Annotated in this window: 24 protein-coding genes and 2 riboswitches; of the genes, 9 read left to right on the forward strand and 15 right to left on the reverse strand. The window is 73.7% G+C overall.

The annotated features are described in order from the left end of the window. Positions 1–16: 16 nt before the first annotated feature. From ABZX61_RS34610 to ABZX61_RS34620, 3 genes are all read left to right on the forward strand, one after another. On the forward strand, positions 17–913 hold the full coding sequence (locus ABZX61_RS34610; RefSeq protein ID WP_355200300.1) for a LysR family transcriptional regulator: 897 nt from the start codon (positions 17–19) through the stop codon (positions 911–913). Between the two features lie 45 nt (positions 914–958). Further along, the gene (locus ABZX61_RS34615) at positions 959–1426 is read left to right on the forward strand and encodes a hypothetical protein (protein WP_350727443.1); all 468 of its coding nucleotides are present in this window, start codon (positions 959–961) and stop codon (positions 1424–1426) included. A 134-nt stretch (positions 1427–1560) separates the two neighbouring features. Further along, entirely contained in the window at positions 1561–2667 is a 1107-nt protein-coding gene (locus tag ABZX61_RS34620) for a hypothetical protein (protein WP_355200301.1), read from the forward strand. 51 nt (positions 2668–2718) lie between these two features. Here the strand turns inward: ABZX61_RS34620 and ABZX61_RS34625 are convergent, their stop codons facing one another. Together ABZX61_RS34625 and ABZX61_RS34630 are read right to left on the reverse strand one after the other, a co-directional pair. Next, positions 2719–3366, reverse strand: coding sequence for a hypothetical protein (locus tag ABZX61_RS34625; protein WP_355200302.1), 648 nt, complete (start codon positions 3364–3366; stop codon positions 2719–2721). A 277-nt stretch (positions 3367–3643) separates the two neighbouring features. Beyond that, on the reverse strand, positions 3644–5002 hold the full coding sequence (locus ABZX61_RS34630) for a hypothetical protein (protein ID WP_355200303.1): 1359 nt from the start codon (positions 5000–5002) through the stop codon (positions 3644–3646). 382 nt (positions 5003–5384) lie between these two features. On the opposite strand from ABZX61_RS34630, the gene ABZX61_RS34635 reads away from it, so the two are divergent. After that, positions 5385–6446, forward strand: a complete 1062-nt coding sequence (locus ABZX61_RS34635; RefSeq protein ID WP_355200304.1) for a helix-turn-helix transcriptional regulator — start codon at positions 5385–5387, stop codon at positions 6444–6446. Positions 6447–6467: 21 nt separating this feature from the next. Here the strand turns inward: ABZX61_RS34635 and ABZX61_RS34640 are convergent, their stop codons facing one another. The 4 genes from ABZX61_RS34640 to cobF all read right to left on the reverse strand — a co-directional run bounded on the left by ABZX61_RS34640 (position 6468) and on the right by cobF (position 9426). After that, complete coding sequence (locus ABZX61_RS34640) at positions 6468–7334, reverse strand: SMP-30/gluconolactonase/LRE family protein (RefSeq protein WP_355200305.1); 867 nt, start codon at positions 7332–7334, stop codon at positions 6468–6470. A gap of 126 nt (positions 7335–7460) precedes the next feature. Beyond that, on the reverse strand, positions 7461–8063 hold the full coding sequence (locus ABZX61_RS34645; RefSeq protein ID WP_355200306.1) for a superoxide dismutase: 603 nt from the start codon (positions 8061–8063) through the stop codon (positions 7461–7463). Positions 8064–8115: 52 nt separating this feature from the next. Then, complete coding sequence (locus ABZX61_RS34650) at positions 8116–8550, reverse strand: transcriptional repressor (protein ID WP_350727436.1); 435 nt, start codon at positions 8548–8550, stop codon at positions 8116–8118. Between the two features lie 126 nt (positions 8551–8676). Further along, positions 8677–9426 carry a precorrin-6A synthase (deacetylating) gene (cobF, locus tag ABZX61_RS34655; protein WP_355200307.1) on the reverse strand — a complete coding sequence of 250 codons (750 nt, stop codon included), beginning with the start codon at positions 9424–9426 and terminating at the stop codon, positions 8677–8679. Positions 9427–9488: 62 nt separating this feature from the next. Here cobF and ABZX61_RS34660 point away from each other — a divergent pair, with 62 nt between their 5' ends. From ABZX61_RS34660 to ABZX61_RS34675, 4 genes are read left to right on the forward strand one after another with little or no spacing between them, the layout of a single operon-like run. Beyond that, the gene (locus tag ABZX61_RS34660; protein ID WP_350727434.1) at positions 9489–9875 is read left to right on the forward strand and encodes a pyridoxamine 5'-phosphate oxidase family protein; all 387 of its coding nucleotides are present in this window, start codon (positions 9489–9491) and stop codon (positions 9873–9875) included. Further along, the gene (gene cbiE / locus ABZX61_RS34665) at positions 9872–11086 is read left to right on the forward strand and encodes a precorrin-6y C5,15-methyltransferase (decarboxylating) subunit CbiE (protein ID WP_355200308.1); all 1215 of its coding nucleotides are present in this window, start codon (positions 9872–9874) and stop codon (positions 11084–11086) included. The genes ABZX61_RS34660 and cbiE overlap by 4 nt, the downstream gene beginning before the upstream one ends. Then, positions 11083–11838: a precorrin-4 C(11)-methyltransferase gene (gene cobM, locus ABZX61_RS34670; RefSeq protein ID WP_350727432.1), complete on the forward strand. Its 756-nt coding sequence runs from the start codon at positions 11083–11085 to the stop codon at positions 11836–11838. Before cbiE ends, cobM begins: the two co-directional genes overlap by 4 nt. After that, the gene (locus tag ABZX61_RS34675) at positions 11823–12653 is read left to right on the forward strand and encodes a cobalt-precorrin-6A reductase (RefSeq protein WP_355200309.1); all 831 of its coding nucleotides are present in this window, start codon (positions 11823–11825) and stop codon (positions 12651–12653) included. The genes cobM and ABZX61_RS34675 overlap by 16 nt, the downstream gene beginning before the upstream one ends. Here the strand turns inward: ABZX61_RS34675 and cobJ are convergent. From cobJ to ABZX61_RS34690, 3 genes are read right to left on the reverse strand one after another with little or no spacing between them, the layout of a single operon-like run. After that, positions 12644–14122 (reverse strand): precorrin-3B C(17)-methyltransferase, encoded by a 1479-nt coding sequence (gene cobJ / locus ABZX61_RS34680; protein WP_355200310.1) that lies wholly within the window; start codon positions 14120–14122, stop codon positions 12644–12646. The genes ABZX61_RS34675 and cobJ overlap by 10 nt on opposite strands. 5 nt (positions 14123–14127) lie before the next feature. Beyond that, a complete protein-coding gene (locus tag ABZX61_RS34685) occupies positions 14128–14748 on the reverse strand; it encodes a precorrin-8X methylmutase (protein ID WP_350727429.1) in 621 nt (206 codons plus the stop codon). Then, complete coding sequence (locus ABZX61_RS34690) at positions 14745–16124, reverse strand: precorrin-3B synthase (protein ID WP_355200311.1); 1380 nt, start codon at positions 16122–16124, stop codon at positions 14745–14747. The genes ABZX61_RS34685 and ABZX61_RS34690 overlap by 4 nt, the downstream gene beginning before the upstream one ends. A gap of 70 nt (positions 16125–16194) precedes the next feature. Beyond that, a riboswitch (cobalamin riboswitch) is annotated at positions 16195–16320 on the forward strand. Between the two features lie 53 nt (positions 16321–16373). Between ABZX61_RS34690 and cobN the strand changes: the two genes are divergently transcribed. Then, a complete protein-coding gene (cobN, locus tag ABZX61_RS34695; RefSeq protein WP_355200312.1) occupies positions 16374–19970 on the forward strand; it encodes a cobaltochelatase subunit CobN in 3597 nt (1198 codons plus the stop codon). Here the strand turns inward: cobN and ABZX61_RS34700 are convergent. Genes ABZX61_RS34700 through ABZX61_RS34725 form a run of 6 tightly spaced genes read right to left on the reverse strand, consistent with a single transcriptional unit; the run spans position 19925 to position 25577 of the window. After that, positions 19925–21253, reverse strand: coding sequence for a cobyrinate a,c-diamide synthase (locus tag ABZX61_RS34700; RefSeq protein WP_355200313.1), 1329 nt, complete (start codon positions 21251–21253; stop codon positions 19925–19927). The genes cobN and ABZX61_RS34700 overlap by 46 nt on opposite strands. Next, complete coding sequence (gene cobO, locus ABZX61_RS34705; RefSeq protein ID WP_350727425.1) at positions 21247–21849, reverse strand: cob(I)yrinic acid a,c-diamide adenosyltransferase; 603 nt, start codon at positions 21847–21849, stop codon at positions 21247–21249. The genes ABZX61_RS34700 and cobO overlap by 7 nt, the downstream gene beginning before the upstream one ends. 2 nt (positions 21850–21851) lie before the next feature. Further along, a complete protein-coding gene (locus ABZX61_RS34710) occupies positions 21852–24017 on the reverse strand; it encodes a VWA domain-containing protein (protein ID WP_355200314.1) in 2166 nt (721 codons plus the stop codon). Further along, entirely contained in the window at positions 24014–24703 is a 690-nt protein-coding gene (locus ABZX61_RS34715) for a histidine phosphatase family protein (RefSeq protein ID WP_355200315.1), read from the reverse strand. The genes ABZX61_RS34710 and ABZX61_RS34715 overlap by 4 nt, the downstream gene beginning before the upstream one ends. Then, positions 24649–25380 carry a CbtA family protein gene (locus ABZX61_RS34720; RefSeq protein ID WP_350727422.1) on the reverse strand — a complete coding sequence of 244 codons (732 nt, stop codon included), beginning with the start codon at positions 25378–25380 and terminating at the stop codon, positions 24649–24651. Before ABZX61_RS34720 ends, ABZX61_RS34715 begins: the two co-directional genes overlap by 55 nt. A gap of 8 nt (positions 25381–25388) precedes the next feature. Further along, entirely contained in the window at positions 25389–25577 is a 189-nt protein-coding gene (locus ABZX61_RS34725; RefSeq protein ID WP_192784851.1) for a CbtB-domain containing protein, read from the reverse strand. A gap of 34 nt (positions 25578–25611) precedes the next feature. Next, positions 25612–25741: riboswitch (cobalamin riboswitch) on the reverse strand. Positions 25742–25747: the final 6 nt, after the last annotated feature.

Raw genomic sequence — 25747 nt, forward strand, 5'->3', positions numbered from 1 at the left:
GTCATAGCCTGTGGCTATGACTGTGCTGCCCGATCTCGACTCCCTCAAGCTCCTCGTGGACGTGGGCGAGCTCGGCAGCCTCGGGCAGGCGGCCAAGCTGGCGGGCATCGCGCAGCCGTCGGCGAGCAAGCGCATCGCCCAGCTCGAACGGCGGCTCGGCCTGCCGCTGCTGGAACGGACGCCGCGCGGCTCCACGCTCACCGCCGAGGGCAAGATGGTGGCGGGCTGGGCCGCGCAGGTGCTCGCGGCGGCGCAGGAGCTCATGCGGGCCGCCGAGGCCGTCCGGCACGGCGAGGCGGCGCACCTGCGGGTGGCCTCCAGCATGACGGTCGCCGAATACCTGGTGCCGCGCTGGCTCGGGGAGTTCCAGAGCCGGGAGGCCGGGGTCCAGATCGGCCTGGACGTGCTGAACTCCGCCGACGTGGCGGCGCTGGTGCTGTCGGGGGCCGGGGGCGTGGAGCTGGGGTTCGTGGAGGGGCCGACCGTGCCGGACGGGCTGGCCAGCCGGGTGGTCGGCACCGACAGGCTGGTCGTCGTGGTCGCGCCGGGCCACCCGTGGGCGCGCCGCCGCACGGTGCTCAGGGGCGCCGAGCTGGCCGCTACTCCGCTGGTCGTACGCGAGCGCGGCTCGGGCACCCGCGAGACCCTGGACGTCGCCTTCACCGGGCTCCACCAGGCCAGCCCGCGCCTGGAGCTCGGGTCGAACTCGGCCGTCAAGGGCGCCGCCCAGGCGGGCGCGGCCCCGGCGGTGCTCAGCGGGTACGCGGTCGAGGCCGAGCTGGCCACCGGCCGCCTCGTCGAGGTGCCGCTGGCGGGCCTCAACCTGGTCAGGAACCTGCGCGCGGTCTGGCGCCGGGGCCGCTCCCTGACGGGCCCCGCCGCGACCCTCCTGACCATCGCCAGCCGCCCCTGACGGGGTCTGCGCGCTTACCGAACAAACAGGGGAGAATCCTCAGCGATGAACATTACTCCCGCCCAGTTGCGCGACCTGGCCGGCCGCGCCGACGCACTCCAGGCCGAGGCACGTGCCCTCTACGCCGGTCTGCCCGCCGACTCACCCGAACGCGCCCATCTCCAGGCGGCGCACCACGCCGCCGAATGGCTGAAGCGAGCGGGCGAGGACCTGCTGCGCGCGGCCGGAGACCTGGCCCAGTATCGGGCCCTGGCCGAGTCGACGTGCGCCTTCCCGTGGGGTGTCTGTCCCGAGCACGGCAACACGCTCTCCTCCATGGCCGACGTGTCCACCTGCCGGGTGTGCCGCCGTACCTGGAACTACAACCGGCGCGGCCAGAAGTGCGGCGAGCCGGTGACGTGGAAGGTGACCGACCGGGTGGGGACGGAGTCGCTGATGTGCGACGGGCACGTCCTCGGCGCCCGCGCGGCCATGCAAGGCGCCACCTTCATGCGACTCGACGCAGGGACGTAACCGGGAAATTACCCCCTCATCTCGCCACAAAAGCGCTGATCAGCGACCTGCAACAGCCGTAAACAGCCCCCAGATCAGCGATGCATCCTGCATCCTGGGCATGCATTCGCGTTTTCCCCCTTCAAGGAGCTGCCGTGACCCGGTATGCCGTCGATCACGCCCGAAACGCGCTCGTCGCCCACTGGAGCACCGGCATCGGGGACGTCGCGGTCACCGTGGCCACTCTTTCCCCGGCCCGCGCCTCGGACGCCCTGCGTCTGGCCGCCGGACTGACCGAGCTGTCGCAGGCCTGCTGGCGCTGCTACACCCACCCGGCGAGCATCTCCGACCAGCATGGACCGGGCAGCCTCGGCTGGCACCGGCAGCGCGAACGCGACGCCTTCGCCGGAGTCGTCCCGATCCTGACCGCCTCCACGCACGTCCCCGTACCCGCCAAGATCGGGGAGATAGCCCAGCGCACCGGCCGCGCGCTGCGCGCCCTCGACAGCCCGGAGCTCACCGTTCAGGTCGTCGCCGACGTCGCCGCCGAGCTGTCAGCCGTCGAACAGGCCGAACGCGGCGACCTGTCCGGACGCGCCCAGCAGGCCGTCACCCTCAGCCGCGAGGACGCCTCACCCCTGCAGGTCGCCCAGGCGGACGCCTTCCTCAACCGCCAGCCCTTCGGCTGCGAGGAGCTGATCACGCAGATCGACCCCGCCGCGGCCGCCATCGCCGCCGCGCACTGGCTGCACGCGGCGGCCGCCGCGACGGGCCGCCGCGTGCGGCAGCATCCGGTGCAGGTCGTGGCCGAGGGCGACCACCTCAGGCCCCTCGCCGTCGAAAGCCTCGTCGAGATCGTGAGCGCCATCAGCTTCGGCGCCACACCGCGCCAGACGGTCATGCCGCTCATCCGCCACACCCTGCACGTCGCCGAGGGCCACCTCTGCGGCGTGACCGACGCCAAGCGGCGCATCGCCGCCGCCGAACGCCTCGTGGCCAGGACCCGGATCGACCACCCCCACTCCGACTCCGTCTGCCTGCCCATCACCTCGCTCGACCCGGCCCGGCCGGCCCTCGACCTGCTCGACAACCTCATGGCCGGCATCCACGGCTGCTGGCTGCACTACGCCGGCCATGCGCGCACGCAGGACGCCTTCTCCTGGCACGATCCGGACGACGACCGGCGGCAGGAACGCCATACCGAGCTGTTCCTCACCGAGGTCCGGCAAGAAGCGGCCACCCGCCACCAACACCTGCTCTGACGCGCCTGCGCCCTCAGCGAGGCGCGGCCGGCCCATCGAGTCGTGGGTCCTTCACGCCCGGCCGAGGTGCTCGTCCAACCGGCGGGCCGCGCGGATGAGCCCGCTCGACCCGTCACGCGCGGCGATGCTGGCGACCTCGGGGATCGTGCCGCGCGCCCCGGCCCAGCCGGCCACTTCGGCGGCGAACTCCAGCGCCCGGGTGTGGGCGGCGTTGGCCCGCTCCCCGGGCCGCGGCAGGAAGACGGGCAGCAGGCCGCTCATGATCTGCCAGACCTCCCGGTGCGCGCCCCGCCGCGCGCACTCGTCGAGCGCCCGCAGTACCGGGCCGAGCTTGACGTCGAGCAGGCGCAGGCAGCGCCCCAGCTGCCGTCCGCACTCCGCGGCGGGCAGGGCCTCGGTGGCGACCGCCCGCAGCAGCAACTCCCGGCTGTGCTCGGCGTTCCAGCCGCGCTCGCCCAGCATGATGCCCACAAGCAGCGCCATCCCTTCGCCCGCGGGCCCGTCCTGGTGGCAGAGCCGGGTCGCGTGCGGGCGCAGGTGGCCTGGCCCCTCCCAGCCGTCGTACAGGTGCGGGATGAGGTGCATGGCCACGACCTCCCGGTCCGAGGGCAGCACGAGCCACCACGACGACTCGTAGGAGCCGTGGTGGCTCGGCCTGTGGAGGGGCGGGTCACAGAACAGCGCGTCCACGAACGCCACCCCCGTCGGCTCCTGCCGGATGCGCGGGCGCGGACGGCCGCCGCCTCTGGGTCGTCAGGGTAGCGGGCGGCGGGGGCGCGCGGGTGAGAGGCGGGCGGCCTCGTCCGCATCCGGCACCCGGTGCAACCGCCGTTGTCCTCGGCGTACGCGGACCGCTTCCCGGGGCAGGAGCGCGGGGCTCCAAGGGCCGCGATCTAGCGCAAGAGGAAGCCGAGGACGAGCGTGTACGGGCGCGGGCCGAGGATGCGCTTCCCCGGCCCGCCCTACCGGCCCCCTCCTATGACGTCATCCGGGTGAACTGGCTGATCGCCCCACGCGCGTGAACACCCAAGCTGTAGACGACCTGCGAACTGGCGGGAGCGAGCACCGGGCCGGCGTGGTTCATCACCCCCGTCGGCCCGATCGGGCGGCACCATTGCGGCAGGCCCTCCCCGATGCACCCGGCGTACGTCAAGTCCCCTTGGGGGGAACGGCGCAGGTGGGTGACTGCTCCCCACGCGAAGGCCTGGCCTTGGACGCTCCCGTAGACGCTCGTGCCGTCGGCGCTGACCGCCACGTCGACGTACTGGCCCTGGGGACCGGCGGCACGGCACCCTGCGACGTAACCGATGCAGCCCCAATAGGCGATATCGCCGGTGGTGGTGTCGCGGTGCAGATGAGTGACGCCACTCGGTCCCGACACATAGAGGCTGTCGCCGGCCTGGGTGATCGCGCCCTGGGTGATGCCGAGCAGGCCGTCGGTGACGGGGATCGCGCAGCCACCGACCCCGGACTCACCCACACAGCCCGCCTCCGTGAGCGAGCCCGTGGTGAGGTCGCGCCGGAAGTGCGTCACCGAGCCGGGCCGCTGGGCCACGACGTAGAGGCTGCGCCCGTCGGCGCTGACGACGACGTCGCCCGAGGAGGTCATGACGCCGGTACGGCCGATCGAGGTGCAGCCCGGCATCGCCTCCCCGATGCAGCCGCTGTAAGCGAGGCGACCGGTGACACCGTCGCGCCGCAGGTGGTAGACCGCGCCTTTGCCGCCACCTGCCGCGTACAGGTACAGGTCGCGGCCGTCCGCGGTCGCCGTCAGCGCGTTCTGCGACGTCGCCCAGGGAGCGAGCCCGGGCAGGGCCGCCACGCTGCCGCACGACGGGTCCCAAACGCAGAAATCCGTCACGAGGTCGCCGTTGGCCGCCGTGCTGAAGCCGACCACGGCGGCGGGAGTGGACACGTACACGTGGACGCCCGCGGTCACCACAGAGCCGGCGGCGTACAGGCGGCCCGGGGTCTCCACGTTGTCCACCTTCGTCGGGCGGCACCCCGCAAGCCCACCCATGCAGCCGGTGAGGGACAGCGTGTCGTTCGCGGCCCGGCGGAACGTGGAAATCGCCGGCTGCGCCGTGCCCGACCCGCCATCGTCGCCGGCCACGACGTAGACGGTGCTTCCGTTGCCCGACAGCGTCGCCGCCGACGCCCAGTCCAGCGGATTGACCGGGCCGATGTCCACGGCACCGGGCACGTTCTGCGCGATCGTCCGGACGAAGACGAGGTCGCCCACCGCTGCCTGCGCGCTGGTGGGCAACCCCACGATCAATGCCAGTGCCGCGGCGATCCCCGCGGCACACCGTCTTGTACGGCCAAGTGCCAGCACGTTGCGCTCCTTTCGTCAGATCGACGATCGGAGATGGCCTTGCCGTTGGGAACGCGCTCCGAATTATCCGTACAAGACCGTACAGGAGCCGGCCACAGGGAGGGCGCGGCAGCGTCGCGGTGATGGCGCGTAAGTCGATACAGCCGGACGGACATAACAAACACATCGACAAAAGCCCTTACAGAGCAAGCGGGACGTCCTTGACTTCCAGCATCTGGCCACCTTTTCCCGAGAAACCTAAAATAAAGAGCCCGGCACACAGTAAGCGAGCCGCGCCGATCCCCTATTAGCGACAATTTGGTCAAATACCGCAGCCGAACAAAAACACAGGAAAGGCCCGAAACGCGATGGTCGACACTCGCGGCATCAGAGCTGAGGCCGGGTGACGGACGGTGAGGGGCGAATCGCCCGTGAGCTGCGCGCGGCGCTCGGTCCGCCCGCCACTCCGGCCGACGTGGGCGCGGCGATCTCGCAGATCGTCGGACGCCAGGTGCCGCACGACGCGCTCCGGCTGGTCGCCCTGAACCCGGCGATCGGCATGGGCCTGGGCGCGTTCAGCTTCTGGCACGAATACCAGCCCGCGCTGATCAGCGCCCTGGTGCTCAACGGATATCTGCACGGCGACCCGTGCCCGCTGCCGGCCCTCGCCCGGCAGAGCATGCCGGTGTGCGTCGTCGGAGCGGGCGCCGGCGACGGCCGGCGCAACACTCTGATCCGGCGGGTCCTGGCCGCCCACGGAGCCGGCAGCGAACTGCGCCTGGTGATACGGGACCGCCACGGGGTGTGGGGCCTGCTCGGCCTGCTTCGCGCCGAGGGCGCCAGGCCCTTCGGCGAGCGGGACTTCCACCGGATCCAGCGACTCGCCCCTGCCCTGCCGGCGGCGTTGCGCGGGTATGTGACGGCCGGCCCGCTGACACCCACCGTCCCGGCGCTGCCGACGGGGGTCATCACGATCAGCCCTGACCACACGGTCCGCTCCATCTCGCCTCAGGCAGGCGCGTGGGTGCGGCAGATGTGGCCCGCCGCCGGGAGCGGGGTGCCGGACTGGATCGCCGACGCGTTCTGGGTCGGCCTGTCCCTGCACGTACGGGCGCATACTCGCGATCCGCGCGCGTGGACACCGCTGATCTGCGCGCCGGCGGCGAATTTCGGGCGCTGGATATTGATCCATGGCCAGCCGCTGGACGAGAACGGCGACAGCGACGTGGCCGTTCTCATCCAGGCGGCAGGCGGCAAACTGTTGCTGCCGTCATTCTGCGATTGGTACGGCATCACCACCGGCGAACGCCGCGTCATCGAATACCTGTACGCCGGGGCGTCGGCGAAACAGATCGCCCGAATTCTGGACCTGTCCACCTACACCATCAACGACCACTTGAAATCGGTGTACCGCAAGACCCGGGCACAGAGCCGGGACGAACTCATCGCGGCGATCGCCGGCTGACCGCCCGTTCCGGGAGGCACATCACGGCCACCCGGCTCCAGGCACCTCGACCTCGACCGTGAGCACCTGGCCGGAGCCGGGCACGACCAGGTCGGACGACGTCATGCCCTGCCACTCCGCCGCCACGACGAACAGCGTCCTCCCGTCCGGACCGCCCAGAGCACAGGCGAAGCCGCCCCGGTCGAGCTCGACGGTCTGCAGCGCCTTGCCGCCTTCGGCCACGCGTACGCAGCGCCGGTTGGGCACGTCGGCGTACCAGACCGCGTTCTCCTCATCGACGCAGATGCCGTCCGGGGTGCCCTCGCCGAGCTCGGCCCAGACCCGGCGGCCGGACAGCGAGCCGTCCTCCGCGATGTCGAAGCCCACCAACCGGTGGCGGTAGGAGTCGGCGACGATGAGGGTGGAGTTGTCGGCGAGCACCGCCATCCCGTTCGGGAACGCGATGTCGTCGGCCACCTGCCGCACCGCCCCGCCGGGCGTGACCTGGTAGACGTAGCCGGGCTTGAACGACTCCCCCGCCATCGGGTCGAAGCCGCAGCGGTTGACGAAGGCGTTGCCGCGGCCGTCCACCACGATGTCGTTCCACCCGGTCCGGCCGAGATCCGCGTGGGTGACCGGCGACCCATCGGGCTCCAGGCGCAGCAGCCGGCCGTCCGGGGACGACACGATCAGGAGCCTGCCTTCCGGCGACCACGCGGTGCACAGCGGCAACGACGCGACGCGCGCCACGACCTCGCTGTGACCGCCCAGATCGACGGCGATGACCTCACCCGCCGACCAGTCGGAGAAGTACAACCGGTCACCGTGCCACCGCGGCGACTCCACCAGCCCTCGACCCGTCAGCAGCGTCCTTGTCCCGCTCATCCGCACCGCGTCCTTCTTCGTCATGAGACGTCGTCCTGTCGTCTTCCATACGAACGGCCGCCGGTCAGATCGACAGATTGAGCGGCGCCCACCCACCGGCCCCGCGGACCAAGCTCGGACCGGTGGGCGGGCACCGCCGGCATCGGGCCGTCAGGCGCCGCGGGCGGCGTCGTAGCGGGCGATGACGTCGTTCCAGTTGATCAGGCCCCAGAGCTTCTCGACGTAGTCCGGGCGCACGTTGCGGTACTGCAGGTAGTAGGCGTGCTCCCAGGCGTCGAACACCAGCAGCGGGGCGGTGTTCATGCCGACGTTGCCGTGGTGGTCGTAGACCTGCTCGACCACCAGGCGGCGGCCGAGCGGCTCCCAGGCCAGCACACCCCAGCCGGAGCCCTGCACGGTGGCGGTGGCGGCGGTGAGCTGCTTCCTGAACGCGTCGAAGGAGCCGAAGTGCTCGGTGATCGCGTCGCCCAGCTCGCCGTCGGGGCGGTCGCCGCCGTCCGGGGACAGGTTCTGCCAGAAGATCGTGTGCAGGACGTGCCCGGACAGGTTGAACGCGAACGTCTTCTCCAGCCCGACCAGGCCGCCGAACTCGCCCTTGTCGCGCGCCTCGGCCAGCCGCTCCAGGGTGTCGTTCGCGCCCTTGACGTAGGCGGCATGGTGCTTGGCGTGATGCAGCTCCAGGATCTCCCCGGTGATCGCGGGCTCCAGGGCCGCGTAGTCGTACGGCATGTCCGGAAGGGTGTATTCGCCCATCGGCGTCTCTCCTCGAAAGGTGCTACTTGCAAATATCTTGCAATAACAATAATCATGCAAGTAGCGCACGTCGACATCGGCGGCAGTGGCCGCGCAGCACCTGGCCGACGGGGTCCATCGCGAAGCCGGTGCTCTCCATGACCGTCGCCTCCGCCGTGGCGAGGTGGTCCGCGGGGAGCTCGACGAGTACGTCGCAGCGGCGGCAGATCAGGTGGTGGTGAGGCGTCGTCGAGAGGCCGAAGAGCGTCTCACCGGCGTGGTCGACGCTGTGCAGGACGCCGCGGGCGGTCATCACCGTCACGTTCCGGTAGACGGTGGACACGCTGATCATCTCGTACGTGGAGGTCACCAGCCGGTGCAGGCGCGGCACGCTGAGGTGGGTCGCCGCGTCGCGCAAAGCGGTCAGGATCGTCAGCCTCGGCACGGTCTTACGCAGGCCGAGCCGGGTCAGCGTCTCCCCCAGGTCCGCTTCCTCGCTCCTGCCCACCCGGCCACGGTCGCGAACCCGCCTCGCCCCGATGTGCGCCCCCTCCCCGTTACGCCTCCAGATGATCAGTTTGCAGTGAATATGCTCTTGCAAACAACGGGCGATTAAGCGACCGGGGAGGGACCGTCAGTGCTCCAGGCGACGCAGCAGGTACGTGTCCATGATCCAGCCCTTGCGGGCCCGCGCCTCGGCGCGCAGTTCGCGGATGCGGTCGCCTACCTCGGCCACCGGCCCGGAGACCAGGATCTCGTCGGGCGTGCCCAGGTAGGCGCCCCAGTGGATGTGGAAGTCGTCGAGCCCGGCGAACGAGCAGTGGGCGTCGAGCATGACCACCACGTCGTCGGCGGTGGGGCCGTGCTCGGCCAGGCGCCGCCCGGTGGTGAGGTGCACGGGCCGCCCGACCTGGGTGAGGCCGGTGCGGTGGCGGGCGGTGAGCGCAGCCACGCTGCTGATCCCCGGGACGACCTCGTACTCGAATGTCACGTTGCCTCGCAGGAGGATCTCCTCGACGATGGCAAGCGTGCTGTCGTACACGCCGGGGTCGCCCCACACCAGGAACGCCCCGGTCTGGCCGTCGCGCAGCTCGTCGCGGATGAGCGCCTCGCAGGCGAGCGCGCGGCGCGAGCGCCAGTCCTCCACGGCGGCGGTGTACGCCGGGGTGGTCCGGTCGCGCTCGGGGTCGCGGGCCTCGGCGATCCGGTACGGCGCGCGGCCGTGCTCGGCGATGAGATCCAGCCGGAGCTGGACCAGTTCATGCTTGACCTCACCCTTGTCCACGATGAGGAACACGTCCGTGGCGCCGATGGCCTTGACCGCCTGCAGGGTGAGATGGTCGGGATCGCCGGCGCCGATACCGATGACGAGTAGCCGCTTCACCCGCACGATTCTGCCAGAACGGCAGATATACGATATGCCTCGCAAATCACCCAAGGAGGGCCGTGAATCTCGTCGAACAGGGCGACGCCTTCGCCGCGTTCTGGCAGGAGCGGCACTTGTGCACGCTCTCCACCACGCGCCCCGACGGCCCGCCGCACGTGGTGCCGGTGGGCGCGACGCTGGACCTGGCCACCGGCATCGCCCGGGTCATCACCTCGGGCACCTCGGTCAAGGCCGGGCTCATCGGGACCGACGGCGCGCCGGTGGCGCTCTGCCAGGTGGACGGCCGCCGCTGGTCGACGCTGGAGGGCCGGGCGGTGCTGCGTACCGAGCCTGAACAGGTGGCCGACGCCGAGCACCGCTACGCCGCCCGCTACAAGCCGCCGCGCCCCAACCCGGCGCGGGTGGTCGTGGAGATCCAGGTGACGCGCGTCCTGGGCAACGTGTGATCACGGTCGTCGGCGTCGGCGCGGACGGCTGGGACGGGTTGTCCCCGGACGCGCGGCGCGTGCTGGAGGCCGCCGAGGTGCTCATGGGCGGGCGCAGGCAGCTCGACCTCGTGCCCGTCCCGACCGCCGAGCGCGTGGCCTGGCCCTCCCCGCTGCTGCCCGCGCTGCCCTCCCTCATGGAGACGTACGCCGGGCGCGAGGTGTGCGTGCTGGCCAGCGGCGACCCCATGTTCTACGGCATCGGCGCCACGCTGGTGCGCTTGCTGGGCTCGGCGAACATCCGCGTGGTGCCGCACGTCTCGTCGCTGTCGCTGGCGTGCGCCCGGCTCGGCTGGCCGGTGGAGCAGGTGGACGTGGTCAGCCTCGTGGGCCGTCCCCCTGCCGCGCTGAACGCCGCGATCCTGCCCGGGCGGCGGCTCCTCGTGCTCGGCGCCGGCCGCGACTCCCCGTCCCTGGTGGCCGGGCTCGCGACCGGGCTCGGGTACGGCCCCAGCCCCATGACCGTCCTCTCGGACCTGGGCGCGGGCTCGGAGAGCGTACTGACGGGGACGGCGGAGACCTGGGAATCACGGGAAGCCGCCCCCTCCGCGCTGAACGTGATCGCCCTCGAGTGCGTCCCCGCACCCGGCGCCGAACCCCTCCCCCGCGTGCCCGGCCTGCCCGATGCCGCGTTCGAGCACGACGGGCAGCTCACCAAGCGGGAGGTCCGCGCCGTCACCCTGTCGCGGCTCGCCCCGCTGCCCGGGGAGACGCTGTGGGACGTGGGCGCGGGCGCGGGCAGCATCGCCGTCGAGTGGATGCGCAGCCATCCGGCGTGCGCGGCCGTGGCGATCGAGAGCAGGGCCGACCGCGCCGCCGCCATCGCGCGCAACGCCGACCGGCTCGGCGTGCCGGCGCTGCGGATCGTCGAAGGCCGGGCGCCGGGCGCGCTGAAGGGGCTGCCGGCGCCGGACGCGGTGTTCGTCGGCGGCGGCCTGACCGTGCCCGGGCTGCTGGAGACCTGCTGGGCGGCGCTGCGGCCCGGCGGCAGGCTGGTGGCGAACGCCGTCACCCTGGAGTCCGAGTCCGTCATGGCCCAGTGGTACGCCCGGCTCGGCGGCGATCTGGTCCGCCTGGCCGTACAGCGGGCCTCACCCGTCGGCTCCTTCACGGGCTGGCGGGCCGCGATGCCGGTGACCGTGTGGTCGGTCACCAGGAAGGACGTGCCGTGACCGTGTACTTCATCGGAGCGGGCCCCGGCGCCGCCGATCTGATCACGCTGCGCGGCCTGCGGCGGCTGCAGTCGTCGCCGGTCTGCCTGTACGCGGGTTCGCTCGTGCCCCGCGAGCTCCTGGACGCCTGCCTCGTCGGAACCAGGCTCGTCGACACCGCGAACCTCACCCTCGACGAGATCGTGGTGGAGCTGCTGGCCGCCCACCGCGCGGGCCTGGACGTGGCGCGGCTGCACTCCGGCGACCCGTCGGTGTTCAGCGCGGTGGCCGAGCAGATGCGCAGGCTGGACGAGCTCGGCGTGCCGTACGAGGTGGTCCCCGGCGTGCCGGCGTTCGCGGCGGCGGCGGCCGCGCTGGGCAGGGAGCTGACCGTGCCCGGCGTCGGGCAGACCATCATCCTGACCCGCACCTCGGCGCGGGCCACGCCGATGCCCGAAGGGGAGGACCTGAAGACCCTGGGCGCGAGCGGCGCCACGATCGTGCTGCACCTGGCCGTGCAGCGGATCGAGGCGGTGGTGGAGGAGCTGCTGCCCTCGTACGGGCCGGACTGCCCGGTGGCCGTGGTGGCCCGGGCCAGCAGGCCCGACGAGGTGATCCTGCGCGGCACGCTGGCGGACATCGCCGGGCAGGTCCAGGCGGCCGGGATCCGGCGTACGGCGGTGATCGTCGTCGGCCGGGTGCTGTCGGCCACGCAGTTCCCCGACAGCCACCTCTACAGCGCGGAGCGGGAACGGCCGTGCGACGGGTCCTGATCCTGGGCGGCACGGCCGAGGCGCGGGCGCTGGCCGCCGAGCTCTCCGGCGGGCTGCCCGCCGAGCTGCCCGCCGAGTTGTCCAGCCGGGGCGTTCACGTGGTGTCGTCGCTGGCCGGGCGGGTGAGCAACCCGCGCTTGCCGGTCGGGGAGGTGCGCGAGGGCGGGTTCGGCGGGCCGGACGGGCTGGCCGCCTGGCTGGCGGCCGAGCGGATCGACGCCCTGGTGGACGCCACGCACCCGTTCGCCGCGCGGATGACGGCCTCGGCGGCCGAGGCGGCGGCGCGGACGGGCGTGCCGCTGCTGGTCCTGCGCCGCCCGGGCTGGCGGGAGGGACCGGGCGACACCTGGCAGCGCGTGCCCTCCCTGCACGCGGCCGCCGCACGACTGTCTGAGACGGCCACACGACTGTCCGAGGCGGCCGCCCGACGGTCCGAGGCCGCCGTACGGCCGGGCGGCGGCCCGCTGCGGGTGTTCCTGACCACCGGCCGACGGAGCCTGCCGGTCTTCACCGGTCTGGCCGGGGTGTGGCTGCTGGCCAGGTCCGTCGATCCGCCCGAACCGCCGGTCCCGGACCACGTGCACGTCCTGCTGGACCGCGGGCCGTACACGGTCGATGGTGAACGCGCCCTCATCCGCGAGCACCGGCCGGACGTGCTGGTCACCAAGGACAGCGGCGGGCCGATGACCACCGCCAAGCTGGTCGCGGCCCGCGAGCTCGGACTGCCGGTGATCATGGTGGACCGGCCACCACTGCCCGCAGGCGTCCGGCTGGTGGAGACCGCCGCGGAGGCGGCCGCCTGGGCTCAGGGATAGCGGCGCGGCGTGTAGACGACGCCGCGCTCGGTGACCCGGGTCGTCGAGGAGCCGACGATCAGCAGGCAGCGCATGTCCACCTGCGCGGGGTCGAGCTCGCCGAGCGTGGTGACGGTGACGCTCTCCCGCTCGCCGCCGACACTACGCCCGATCACCACCGGGGTGGCGGCGTCGCGGTGCTCCAGCAGCAGGTCACGGGCGGCGGCGACCTGCCACGTACGGCTGCGCGAGGCCGGGTTGTAGATCGCCAGCACCAGATCCGCCTTCGCGGCGGCGCTCAGCCGGCCGGCCACCACCTCCCACGGCTTGAGCAGGTCCGACAGCGACAGCACGCAGTAGTCGTGGCCCAGCGGCGCGCCGACCCGGCTGGCCACGGCCTGGGCTGCGGTCAGCCCGGGGACGATCCGCACCGGCACGTCCGGGAAGCCGGCCGCGGCCTCCAGCACGGCGCTGGCCATCGCGAACACGCCCGGGTCGCCGGAGGACACCACGGCCACCCGCGCGCCGTCGCGGGCCAGCTCCAGCGCGTGCCGGGCGCGCTCGGCCTCCACCCGGTTGTCGGTGCGGTGGCGGCGCTGGCGCGGGTTCGGGGCGACGCGGTCCACGTACGGGCCGTACCCGACGAGGTCCGTCGCCGCCGCCAGCGCCTCCTGGGCCTCGGGCGTGAGCCACGGCCGCCCGGCGGGCCCGAGACCCACCACGGCCACCTCACCCCGGGTCTCGGTCGGCGGCGGTTCGGGGACGAAGGTCCGCTCGGCGGGGCTGGCGAGCAGGGCCAGCGAGAAGTACGGAACGCCGTCGGCGTCCACGTCCTTGAGCGGCGCGACCCGTTCGGCTCCCATGGTGGCGCGCTCGACGTACCAGGCGTCGTCCAGCCGCCCGGCCTCGGCCAGCGCGTCGCGGACCTTCTCGAACGTCCGGCCCAGCTTGAGCACCGCCGCCGAGTCGGTGCCGCGGAGCCTGTCCGCCAGCACCTCGGCGGGCAGCGTGCCGGGCAGCACGGTCAGCACCTCGTCCCGCTCCACCAGCGGCCGGCCCAGCACGGCCGAGGCGGCGCTGACGGAGGTGACGCCGGGCACCACCTCGGTCGGATAGCGGTGGGCGAGCCGCTTGTGCATGTGCATGTACGAGCCGTAGAACAGCGGGTCGCCCTCGGACAGCACGACCACGGCCCGGCCCGCGTCCAGGTGGGCGGCCAGCCGCTCGGCGCAGTCGGCGTAGAAGTCGTCGAGCGCGCCCTGGTAGCCGCCGGGGTGGTCGGTGGTCTCCGTGGTCAGCGGGTAGAGCAGCAGCTCCTCGATCTGGCCTTCCTTCATGTACGGCAGCGCGATCGAGCGGGCGATGCTGCGGCCGTGCCTGGCGGCGTGGTAGGCGATCACGTCGGCCTCGCCGATCAGCCGGGCCGTCTTGACCGTGACCAGCTCGGGATCCCCGGGACCGAGCCCGACCCCGTACAGCCGTCCCGTCATCGCCATCACTCCGTCTCGTTCGCGATGGCGTTGACCGCCGCCGCCGTCATCGCACTGCCGCCGCGGCGGCCGTGCACCACCAGATATTCCAGGTCGCTGTCCGCCAGCGCCCGCTTGGACTCGGCCGCGCCGATGAACCCCACCGGGATGCCGAGCACGGCGGCGGGCCTGCCCGCGCCCTCGGCGACCAGTTCGAGCAGCCGGAACAGCGCGGTCGGCGCGTTGCCGATGGCCACCACCGCGCCGTCGAGGCGGTCGCGCCACAGCTCCAGCGCGGCGGCGCTGCGCGTGGTGCCGAGCCGTTCGGCCAGCTCCGGGACGCCGGGGTCGCCCAGCGTGCACACCACCGCGTTGTCCGCGGGCAGCCGGCGCCTGGTCACGCCGGAGGCGACCATCTGCGCGTCGCACAGCACGGGCGCGCCCCTTCGCAGCGCCGCGCGCGCCCGGACGACCACGGCAGGCGACCAGTCCAGGTCGGTCACGAGGTCGGTCATGCCGCAGGCGTGGATCATCCGCACCGCCACCTGCGCGACCTCGGGCGGCATCCCGGTGAGGTCGGTCTCGGCACGGATGGTCGCGAACGAGCGCCGGTAGATCTCGGCCCCGTCGCGGATGTAGTCGCTCACTGATGCCTTTCCTGGTATCCGTCGCCGGTGGCGACCATCTGGACGACCCGGCCGCGCGGCAGCCCGCAGCGCCGCTCGCAACCGGCCCAATGCACGGGCGTCGCCGGAGGGCCGTCCAGGGTCGCCACCCAGCGCCGCGCGTCCTCCTGGACGTCGGCCAGGGACTTGGCGCAGCCCGGACGGCCGGTGCAGGCGCTCACCCCGGCCCACGGCGACGCCGGGTCCGTCACCAGCCCGGCCGCCTCCAGCATTCGCGCCGCCCGGCCGGCGGCGGCGGGCGGCAGATCGAGGAGTACGACGGTCCGCCACGGCGTCAGCCGGACCGGCACGCCGGTGGCGTCTCCCGGGTCGGACGCGCCGGCGGCGCCTCCCGGATCGGGCACGCCGGTGGCGTCTCCCGGACCAGGCGCGCCGGTGGTGCCGGCCGGGCCGTTCGCCTCGGCCGCTGCGGCGATGGCGCGCGCCTGGACGGCGGACAGCCGTCCGAGCGGCACCACGACCTCCAGCGCCACCCGCCCGTCCCGCTGCTCGATTCGCCCGGCACGCGGCGCCGAGACCGTATCCCGGACGACCGGAGCGGGCGGTGCCCACATCTCGGCGTCCGGGGCCGGCCCGGCGTGCGGCTGGTGCTCGGAGCGGGCATCGGCAGCGCGGTCGGCAGTGCCGGTGCAGTCGTGGGGGGCGGTGCCGGTGCGATCGCGGGGGGCGGTGGTGGTGCGGAGGTGGGTGGCGATGCGGGCGGGGCCGTTGTCCAGCTCCGCGATCCGCCACGCGCACCGATCCCCTTCCGGCCGTTCGTCGAGGAACGCCTCGGCAGCGGCGATCATGAGTTCGGCGGCCGCGTCCGCCCCCACGGCGAGCCCGGCGTCCACGCCCGCCAGCAGCAGCCGCCCGTCGAAGAATGTGACGTCGGCCCCCAGCGCGAGCATGTCACCGCTGCCCTCGTCCACCGCGAACAGGAACCGCCCTGGCAGCCCGGCCAGCCGGGGCCGCGAGCACAGCGCCCGGTCCAGCGCCGCCACCAGGGGCTGCGGGTCCAGCAGGCCGGGGCCCGTGCGACCGCCGAGCGGCGAGGCCACGATGTTGCGTACGCGCTCGTGCGCCTGCGACGGCAGCAGTCCGGCGGCGGCGATCCGCTCGGCGAAGGCGGCGGGTGAGCGCAGGCCGCGCACCTGGACGTTCGCCCGGGAGGTCAGCTCGATCACGTCCGAGCCGAGGTCGGCCGCGCAGGCGGCCAGCTCGCGCAGCCGGGCGGGTGAGATCGCGCCGCCGGGCAGGCGGACGCGGGCCAGCGGGCCGTCGGCGGCCTCGTGCACCTGTAGCGCCCCCGGACAGGCGTCGGGGCGCATACGTCCGGAAAAGTCGGCTATGGACACGATCAGGATGGTAACGCCACTTCTGGCGGGGGCCGCTCTTGTCGTAGGCTCCCTGTAGGCGATGGCTAGGGAGGAAGCCGGTGCGAATCCGGCGCGGTCCCGCCACTGTGACCGGGGAGCGAACCCCACCGCAGGCCACTGCCCGGCGACGGGTGGGAAGGCCGGGGTGAGCGCTGATCCGGGAGCCAGGAGACTCCGGCCGCCGCGACACCCGCGACCGGGGCGAGGACCCCGAGGGAGGATTGCGCCGTGCCTGGCGACAGCCGTACCGTCCTGCTGCTCTCGACCTCCGACACCGACCTGCTCAGCGCTCGCGCGAGCGGTGCCGCCTACCGGCTGGGCAACCCGGCCCGGCTGGCGGCCGAGGACCTGCCCGCCCTGCTGGAAGGCGCCGACGTGGTCGTGGTGCGCCTGCTCGGCGGGCGGCGCGCCTGGGAGGAGGGCCTGGACGCACTGCTGGCCGGCCCTCTGCCGGTGGTGGTGCTGGGCGGCGAGCAGGCGCCGGACGCCGAGCTGATGGAGCTGTCCACGGTCAGCGGCGGCGTCTGCGCCGAGGCCCACGCGTACCTGGCCCACGGCGGGCCGCCGAACCTGGCCGAGCTGCACGCGTTCCTGTCGGACACGGTGCTGCTGACCGGGCACGGGTTCGCGCCGCCGGAGGCCACGCCCTCCTGGGGGCTGCTGGAGCGCGACGCGCGGCCCGGGCGGGGACCCGTGATCGGGGTGCTCTACTACCGGGCGCATCACCTGGCGGGCAACACCGCGTTCGTGGAGACGCTCTGCGCGGCCGTCGAGGAGGCGGGCGGGCAGGCGCTGCCGGTGTTCTGCTCCTCGCTGCGCACCGCCGAACCCGAGTTGCTCGACACGCTGCGCGCCGCCGACGCGCTGGTGGTGACCGTGCTGGCGGCGGGCGGCTCGCGCCCCGCGACGGCGGGCGCGGGCGGCGACGACGAGGCGTGGGACGTGGGCGCGCTGGCCGCGCTCGACGTGCCGATCCTGCAGGGGCTCTGCCTGACCACCGGCAGGCAGGCGTGGGAGGAGAACGACGACGGGCTGTCGCCGCTGGACGCCGCCTCTCAGGTGGCCATCCCGGAGTTCGACGGGCGGATCATCACGGTGCCGTTCTCGTTCAAGGAGATCGACCCCGAGGGGCTGACCGTCTACGTCGCCGACCCCGAGCGGGCCGCCCGGGTGGCGGGCATCGCGGTACGGCACGGGCTGCTCCGGCACACCCCGCCCGCCGAGCGCCGCCTGGTCGTGATGTTGTCGGCGTACCCGACCAAGCACTCCCGGGTGGGCAACGCGGTCGGCCTGGACACCCCGGCCAGCACGGTCAGGCTGCTGGCCAGGCTCGCCGAGGCCGGCTACGACCTGGGCGAGGGCTTCCCGGGCGTGGCCGAGCAGGACGGCGACGCGCTCATCCACGCGCTGATCGCCGCCGGCGGCCAGGACCAGGACTGGCTGACCGAGGAGCACCTGGCGGGCAATCCGGTACGCATCTCCGCCGCGTCCTACGAGCGCTGGTACCGCACCCTGCCCGAGGGCCTGCGGACGGAGATGGAGCGGCACTGGGGGCCGCCGCCGGGCGAGCTGTTCGTGCACGAGGGTGACATCGTCCTCGCGGCGCTGCGGGCGGGGAACCTGGTGGTGATGGTGCAGCCGCCGCGCGGCTTCGGTGAGAACCCGATCGCCATCTACCACGACCCCGACCTGCCGCCCAGCCACCACTACCTGGCCGCCTACCGCTGGCTGTCGGCCGAGTTCGCGGGCTCCGGCGCCCACGCCATGGTGCACGTGGGCAAGCACGGCAACCTGGAGTGGCTGCCCGGCAAGTCGGCCGGCATGTCCGCCGCGTGCGGCACCGACGCGGCCATCGGCGACCTGCCGCTGGTCTACCCGTTCCTGGTGAACGACCCAGGCGAGGGCACGCAGGCCAAGCGGCGGGCGCACGCCGTGCTGGTGGACCACCTGGTGCCGCCGATGGCACGGGCGGAGACGTACGGCGACATCGCCCGGCTGGAGCAGCTCCTGGACGAGCACGCCACGATCGCGGCCATGGACCCGGCCAAGCTGCCCGCCATCCGGGCGCAGATCTGGACGCTCATCCAGGCCGCCCGGCTCGACCACGACCTGGGGCTGGCGAACCGGCCGCACGACAGCGAGTTCGACGACTTCATCCTGCACGTGGACGGCTGGCTGTGCGAGGTCAAGGACGCGCAGATCCGCGACGGCCTGCACGTGCTCGGGCAGGCTCCGGCCGGGCAGGTGCGCGTGGACCTGGTCCTGGCGATGCTGCGCGCCCGGCAGATGTGGTCGGGCCGCGAGACGCTGCCCGGCCTGCGCGAGGCGCTCGGCCTGGCCGAGGACGGCACGGCGGGGCTCGGCAGCGTGGACCGGGCCGAGGCGGCCGCCCGGGCGCTGGTGGAGGCCATGGAGGAACGCGGCTGGGGGACGGAGGCGGCGGCGGAGGTCACGCGCGAGCTGCCCGGCGAGCGGCGCGACCTGGTGACGCGGGTCCTCGAGTTCGCCGCCACCGAGGTGGTGCCGCGCCTGGCCCGCACCACCGACGAGCTCGACCACATCCTGCACGCCCTGGACGGCGGCTACGTTCCCGCCGGGCCGAGCGGCTCCCCGCTGCGCGGCCTGGTCAACGTGCTGCCGACCGGCCGCAACTTCTACTCCGTCGATCCCCGAGCAGTCCCGAGCCGGCTCGCCTGGGAGACCGGCCAGGCCATGGCCGAGTCGCTGCTGGAGCGCTACCGGTCGGACACCGGCGAGTGGCCGCGTTCGGTGGGGCTGTCGATCTGGGGCACCAGCGCCATGCGCACGGCGGGCGACGACGTGGCCGAGGTGCTGGCCCTGCTCGGCATCCGCCCCGAATGGGACGAGGCCTCACGCCGGGTCACGTCCCTGGAGCCGATCCCGCTCGCCGAGCTGGGCCGTCCCAGGATCGACGTGACGGTGCGGATCAGCGGTTTCTTCCGTGACGCGTTCCCGCACGTGGTGGCCATGCTCGACGACGCCGTACGGCTGGCCGCCGGGCTGGACGAGCCGTACGAGGACAACTACGTGCGCGCCCACGTCGCCGCGACCGGGGGCGACGAGCGCCAGGCGACCATGCGTGTCTTCGGGTCGGCGCCGGGCGCGTACGGGGCCGGGCTGCTGCCCCTGATCGACAGCCGCAACTGGCGCGACGACGCCGACCTGGCCGAGGTGTACGCGGTGTGGGGCGGCTTCGCCTACGGCCGCGACCTCGACGGCGTGGCGGCCCGCCCGCAGATGGAGGACGCCTACCGCAGGATCGCGGTGGCCGCCAAGAACGTCGACACCCGCGAGCACGACATCGCCGACTCCGACGACTACTTCCAGTACCACGGCGGGATGGTCGCCACCGTCCGCGCGCTGACCGGCAGGGCCCCGGCCGCGTACGTCGGCGACAGCACCCGCCCCGACGCCGTCCGCACCCGCACCCTGTCGGAGGAGACCTCGCGTATCTTCCGGGCCAGGGTCGTCAACCCGCGCTGGCTGGCCGCGATGCGCCGCCACGGCTACAAGGGGGCCTTCGAGCTGGCCGCCACGGTCGACTACCTGTTCGGCTACGACGCCACGACCGGGGTGGTCGCCGACTGGATGTACGACAAGCTCGCCGAGACGTACGTGCTCGACCCGGAGAACCAGGCGTTCATGGCGCAGTCCAACCCCTGGGCCCTGCACGGCATCGCCGAACGCCTGCTGGAGGCCGCCGAGCGGGGCATGTGGCAGCACCCCGACCCGGAGGTCCTGCGCGGCCTGCAGGAGGTCTACCTCAAGACCGAGGGCGACCTGGAGGACGACACCAGCCGCTGAGCCGTCATCGGCTGCCCGGCCCAGTGCAGGTGCAGGTAGGACGCGGTCACCTGAGCGTCGCCGAATCCGTCGGCGCCGCTCTCAAAGCGGAACAGCGGCTCGCCGGCGTACTCGACGGCGGTGCGGTGGAACTCGTGCCCTCGGAAGCGCTCGCCCGGCTCCGTCAGCGGCGAACGCCTGAGCGCGACCGCGTCCCGGTAGCCGAGCGTCAGCCTCGGCGTCATCCGTGCCCGGCCCGGCACCCGCCCGCACATCCGCTGCCCGTCCAGCTCCTCGCACAGGTAGAGCAGCCCGGCGCACTCGGCGGCGATCGGGCCGCGGAAGGCCGCCACCTGCGCGCGCAGCGGCTCGTTGGCGGCCAGCTCGGCGGCGTACACCTCGGGGAAGCCGCCGCCGATGACGAGCGCCGCGGTCCCGTCCGGCAGCCGCTCGTCCCGCAGCGGGTCGAACACCGCGACGTCCGCCCCGGCCGCCCGCAGCAGCTCGACGTGCTCGGCGTAGCCGAACGTGAACGCAGCCCCACCCGCCACCGCCACCACCGGCCGGTCCGTCCGCTCCCCCCGCGCGGGCTCCCAGGGGACGGCGTCCAGCGGCGGGGCCGATGCCGCCAGCCGGAGCAGCGCGTCGAGGTCGCACGAGCGGGTCACCAGCGCGGCCAGCCGGTCCACCGCGGCCAGCGCCTCGGCCTCCCGTTCGGCGGCGGGAACCAGCCCCAGATGCCGCGACGGCGTGGAGACGGCGTCGTCGCGGCGGATCGCCCCCAGCACCGGCATCCCCGCCGCGGCCAGCGCGGAGCGGCACAGCTCCTCGTGCCGGTCGGAGCCCACCCGGTTCAGCACCACCCCGCCCACCCGCACCCGGGGGTCGAACGTGGCGAACCCGTGCACCACCGCCGCCACCGACCTGCTCTGCCGCGCCGCGTCCACCACCAGCACGACGGGAGCGTCCAGCAGCCGGGCCACGTGGGCGGTCGAGGCGAAGTCGGTGTCCCCCTTGCCGTCGAACAGCCCCATCACGCCCTCGACCACCGCCACGTCGCACCCCGCCGCCCCGTGCCGGAACAGCGGCCGTACGCGCTCCTCACCCACCAGCCACGGATCCAGGTTGCGGCCGGGACGCCCGGTGGCCAGCGCGTGATAGCCCGGATCGATGTAGTCGGGGCCCACCTTGTGCGGCGAGACGCGCAGCCCGCGCGCCCGCAGCGCCGCCATCAGCCCCGTGGCCACCGTCGTCTTGCCGCTGCCCGACGACGGCGCGGCGATGACGAGCCGGGGAACTACCACTCGATGCCCTTCTGCCCCTTCTGCCCGGCGTCCATGGGGTGGCGAACCTTGCCCATCTCCGTCACCAGGTCCGCCACCTCGATCAGCCGCTCGGGCGCGTCCCTGCCGGTGATCACCACGTGCTGGTTGCCAGGCCGCCCGGCGAGCGCGGCCACCACGTCGTCCAGCTCCAGCCAGCCCCACTTCAGCGGGTACGTGAACTCGTCCAGCACGTAGAACCGGTACGTCTCGGCCGCCAGATCCCGCTTGATCTGCTCCCACCCTTCACGGGCGTCGGCCGCGTGATCCTCCTCGGCGCCCGGCCGCTGGATCCACGACCAGCCCTCGCCCATCTTGTGCCAGGTCACCGAGCCGCCCTCGCCCGTCTCCCCGAGCACCTTCAGCGCCCGCTCCTCGCCGATGCGCCACTTGGCCGACTTCACGAACTGGAACACCCCGACCGGCCAGCCCTGGTTCCAGGCCCGCAACGCCATCCCGAACGCCGCGGTCGACTTGCCCTTGCCGGGACCGGTGTGCACGATCAGCAGCGGCCGGTTGCGGCGCTGCCGGGTGGTGAGGCCGTCGTCGGGCACGACGGCGGGCTTTCCCTGCGGCATGCTCAGACCGCCTTCCTGTGATCGCGCACGACCGAGCCGAGATCGGCCAGGGAGTCGAGGGAGACGAGACGGGCCCGCAACCGGGCCGCCAGCCGGACCGCCAGGCCCAGCCGTACCGGGCCGCTCTCGCAGTCCACGACCACCGCCGCCGTGCCCTCCAGCAGCGCCGCCGCCCGGTCCACGTCGCCGCCCGCCGTGGCGCGCCCGTCCGTCACCAGCACCAGCAGGGGCCGCCGCGCGGGGTCGCGCAGCCGTTCCACGCGCAGCACCTCGGCGGCCCGCACCAGCCCGGCCGCCAGCGGGGTGCGCCCGCCGGTGGGCAGCGAACGCAACCGCGCCGCGCCCGCCTCCACCGACGAGGTCGGCGGCAGCGCGACCGCCGCGCCCCGGCCGCGGAAGGTGACCAGGCCGACCTTGTCGCGCCGCTGGTAGGCGTCGAGCAGCAGGCTGAGGACGGCCGTCTTGACCGCGGTCATCCGCTTGCGCGCCGCCATCGAGCCGCTCGCGTCCACCACGAACAGCACGAGGTTGCCCTCTCTGCCCTCGCGCACCACCTCGCGCAGGTCGTCCTCGCGTAGCACCAGCCCAGGGCCGCGGCGCCCGCGCCGCAGCTGGTGGGGGGCGGCGGCCAGCACCGTCGCCGTCACGTGCAGGTCGCGCACGCGTCCGGCGGGGCGGCGCGAGCCGGTGGCCCGGCCGTGCGGGGTGCGCGAGCGCGACCGCCGCCCCGCCGCGCCCTCGCCGACCCCGGGCACCTCCAGCAACGGCACCCGGTACGGCGCCGCCACCCCGGCCACCCGCCCGGCCGCTTCCTTCCCCGGCCCTCCGCCGTGCTCCGGCACCGCGCCATCGGGCGCTGTGCCCTCGACGCCCGGCGGCATTTCCCTGCTCCCGGCCGCCTGGGCGGCATCGTCGGCCGCCGTCGGGTACCTCCCGTCAAGCGCACGGTCCTGCCGGTGCCCGCCATCCAGCCCGGGCCCGCCTTGGGGACCGCCGCCCTCGGGTCCGCCGCCTTCAGGACCGCCGTCAGGACCGCCTTCCGAGCCGCCGGGTGGCGGGGTGCCGTCTCCGGCCGTCGTCGGCGTGCCCTCCGGCCCACCAGGTCCGGAAATATCAGGACCTCCGCCGTCGGGATCGTCCGGATCCTCCTCATCCCCCGACGTCCTCGCCAGCAGCTCGTCCAGCAGGGCCTCGTCCAGCCCTGGCGCGTCGAACGGATCGCGCCGCCGCCGGTGCGGCAGCGACAGCCGGGCCGCCGCGCGCACGTCCTCGGTGGTCACCACGTCCCTGCCCTGCCAGGCGGCGTGGGCGATGGCGGTGCTCGCCGTCACCAGGTCGGCCCGCAGGCCGTCCACCTCGAACGCCGCGCACACGGTCGCGATCTGCCGCAGCCGCGCGTCGGGCAGCCGCACACCCGGCACCCCGGCGCGGGCCTGCGCGATCCGGCTCGCCAGCGCCGCTTCCTCGGCCGCCCACCGGGCCGCGAACGCGCCGGGGTCCGCGTCGAAGGCGAGCCGCCTGCGCACCACCTCGGCGCGCTCCTCCGGGTTCCTGGACGCCTTGACCTCGACGGTCAGCCCGAACCTGTCCAGCAACTGCGGCCGGAGCTCACCCTCTTCCGGGTTCATGGTCCCGACCAGCAGGAACCTCGCGGCATGCCGTACCGACACCGACTCGCGTTCCACGTAGCACGTGCCCAGGGACGCCGCGTCGAGCAGCAGGTCGACGAGGTGGTCGTGGAGGAGGTTCACCTCGTCCACGTAGAGGACGCCGCGGTGGGCGGCGGCCAGCAGGCCGGGCTCGAACGCCTTCACCCCCTCTGTGAGCGCCCGTTCCACGTCCAGGGAGCCGACCAGCCGGTCCTCCGAGGCGCCGACCGGCAGCTCCACCAGCGCGGCCGGGCGCTCCAGCCCCTGGCCCCCGGGTTCGTGCGGCCCGTCCGGGCATCCGGCGTCGGGCGCGGCCGGGTCGCAGGCGAACCGGCATCCGGGCACCACGTTCACGGCGGGCAGCTGGGCGGCCAGCGCGCGCACGATGGTCGACTTGGCGGTGCCCTTCTCCCCGCGTACGAGCACGCCGCCCGCCCTCGGCGAGACCGCGTTGAGCACCAGCGCCAGCTTCAGGTCGTCGAGCCCGACGACCGCGCTGAACGGATATGTGACGATCAAATCAGAACCTTCCGGTTGACATGGGCGACCCGCCAGCCGGCGCGCGTGACGGTCAGCTCGGTGACGGACAGCGGCGCGAGATCGAAACGGGCGGCGCTCAGCGGGTCCAGCCCGAGCGCGTGGCCGAGCGCGGCCCGGATGGCGCCCGCGTCGCAGACGGCGACGACGCCGGGCTCCGCGCGTACGGACTCGAGCCAGGCGGCGACCCGCTCGGCGTGCGCGGCCAGGCTGTCACCGCCGTGCGGGGCCGCGTGCGGGTCGGTCAGCCAGCTCGCCAGCGCGTCCGGCTCCTCCCGCGCGACCCGCTCGTACGGCAGGCCCCGCCACCGACCGCAATCCACCTCCGCCAGCGCCGGGACCGCCCGCGCCGCCAGCCCGAGCGCGGCGACGGTCTGGCCGGCGGCAACACTCGGAGCCGCCCACGCCACCACCCCGGCCGTACCCACGACCGCCGCCCCCGGCGCCGCCCCGGTCCCCGGCCCCACCGCCGACCCGGCCGCCGCCCTGGCCACCGTCTGGGCCAAGGCGGTGGCCCTGGCCAGGCTCGCCGTGTCGGCGTGCGCGTCGGACGCGGGGAAGCAGGCGGCCCGCATCCCCGGCGTGCTCGCGTGCCGTACGAACAGCACCCCGCTCAGCCCGGCGACGCGGCGGTCACCGGGCGGCGGGACGCCCGGTCGCAGGCCCACCCGAACAGCACGCCGAAGGCCGCCCAGAAGACGAGCTGCGTCCCCAGCGACGCGAGCCTGAACTGCCACAACAGCGTGGCGGGGAAACCGTCGGGCACCTCGTTCACGGTCGGCAGCAGGGTCCACGCCGCGATCACCGGCACCAGGAACGCCGCCACCGCCGCGCCCCACCGCGCCCACGGACCGGCGGTGACCCGGCGCGCGGTGGCCACCGCGATCGCCGTCGCGGCCAGCCCGACGAGGATCGTGACCACGTAGAGCAGGGTGCGGCTGTTGATCGTCTCCGGGTCGCCCACGGCCGGTGGGTTGGCCGGATATTTCACGAACGGCACAAGGATCACCGCCACGAACGCCGTCCCGGCGGCGGCGAGGGCCAGCCCGCCGTCCGACCGGGGGCCGACCCGTCCGCGCAGGCCCGCGTACACGAGGGCGAAGATCCCTCCCACGGCCAGCCCGTACAGGCCCGTGGCCAGGAAGAGCCCGGCCTTCTGTCCCGGCCTGCCGACGAGTGCCTCCTCGCCGTGGTCATGGCCGGGCGCTTCCTGGGCGGCATGGGCCTCCTCCAGCGCGATGGCGCTGTCCACCCCCGGTTCCCCGAAGGCGAAGGCGAAGCCGCCCGCGATCAATCCGGCCAGCAGGCCCAGAAGCAGGCCCCTGACCAGCAGGGTGCGTACCATGCGCGTGCCTAGTGGCAGGGAACGCCGAGCAGGTGGCGTCCGTCGTGCATGAGTTCGTGCAGGTAGGCACCGGTTTGCGAGATGGCCCCGTTGTCCATCAGCACCAGGTAGGCGACCAGCAGCAGCACCGGAACGGCGAGCAGCCACAGCCGCAGACGGGGGAAGGGGATTGCCGAAGGAGTGGACAGACCACTCATACATGCCTCCTCAGGGATGACGCGTCCCAACCAACGAGGTCACGCAAGTCCAAGCGACCTGGCTCCCGGGATCTACGTCCCGGATACAGTGGCGCGTCCGCACCGGCATCTCACCGGATTTCCCTTGGACAACCGTGAAATCTACCGGAATGTATCTCTTACTCCCGTTC

The sequence above is a fragment of the Nonomuraea sp. NPDC003709 genome, from assembly GCF_040610775.1.
Classification (GTDB): domain Bacteria; phylum Actinomycetota; class Actinomycetes; order Streptosporangiales; family Streptosporangiaceae; genus Nonomuraea; species Nonomuraea angiospora_A.

Coding starts and splice junctions, on each gene's coding strand:
- cobO (WP_350727425.1), bottom strand. CDS start 21,849: ATGCCGCAGGGAAAGCCCGCCGTCGTGCCCGACGACGGCCTCACCACC.
- ABZX61_RS34725 (WP_192784851.1), bottom strand. CDS start 25,577: ATGAGTGGTCTGTCCACTCCTTCGGCAATCCCCTTCCCCCGTCTGCGG.
- ABZX61_RS34610 (WP_355200300.1), top strand. CDS start 17: ATGACTGTGCTGCCCGATCTCGACTCCCTCAAGCTCCTCGTGGACGTG.
- ABZX61_RS34640 (WP_355200305.1), bottom strand. CDS start 7,334: ATGACGAAGAAGGACGCGGTGCGGATGAGCGGGACAAGGACGCTGCTG.
- cobJ (WP_355200310.1), bottom strand. CDS start 14,122: ATGACGGGACGGCTGTACGGGGTCGGGCTCGGTCCCGGGGATCCCGAG.
- ABZX61_RS34645 (WP_355200306.1), bottom strand. CDS start 8,063: ATGGGCGAATACACCCTTCCGGACATGCCGTACGACTACGCGGCCCTG.
- ABZX61_RS34615 (WP_350727443.1), top strand. CDS start 959: ATGAACATTACTCCCGCCCAGTTGCGCGACCTGGCCGGCCGCGCCGAC.
- ABZX61_RS34720 (WP_350727422.1), bottom strand. CDS start 25,380: ATGGTACGCACCCTGCTGGTCAGGGGCCTGCTTCTGGGCCTGCTGGCC.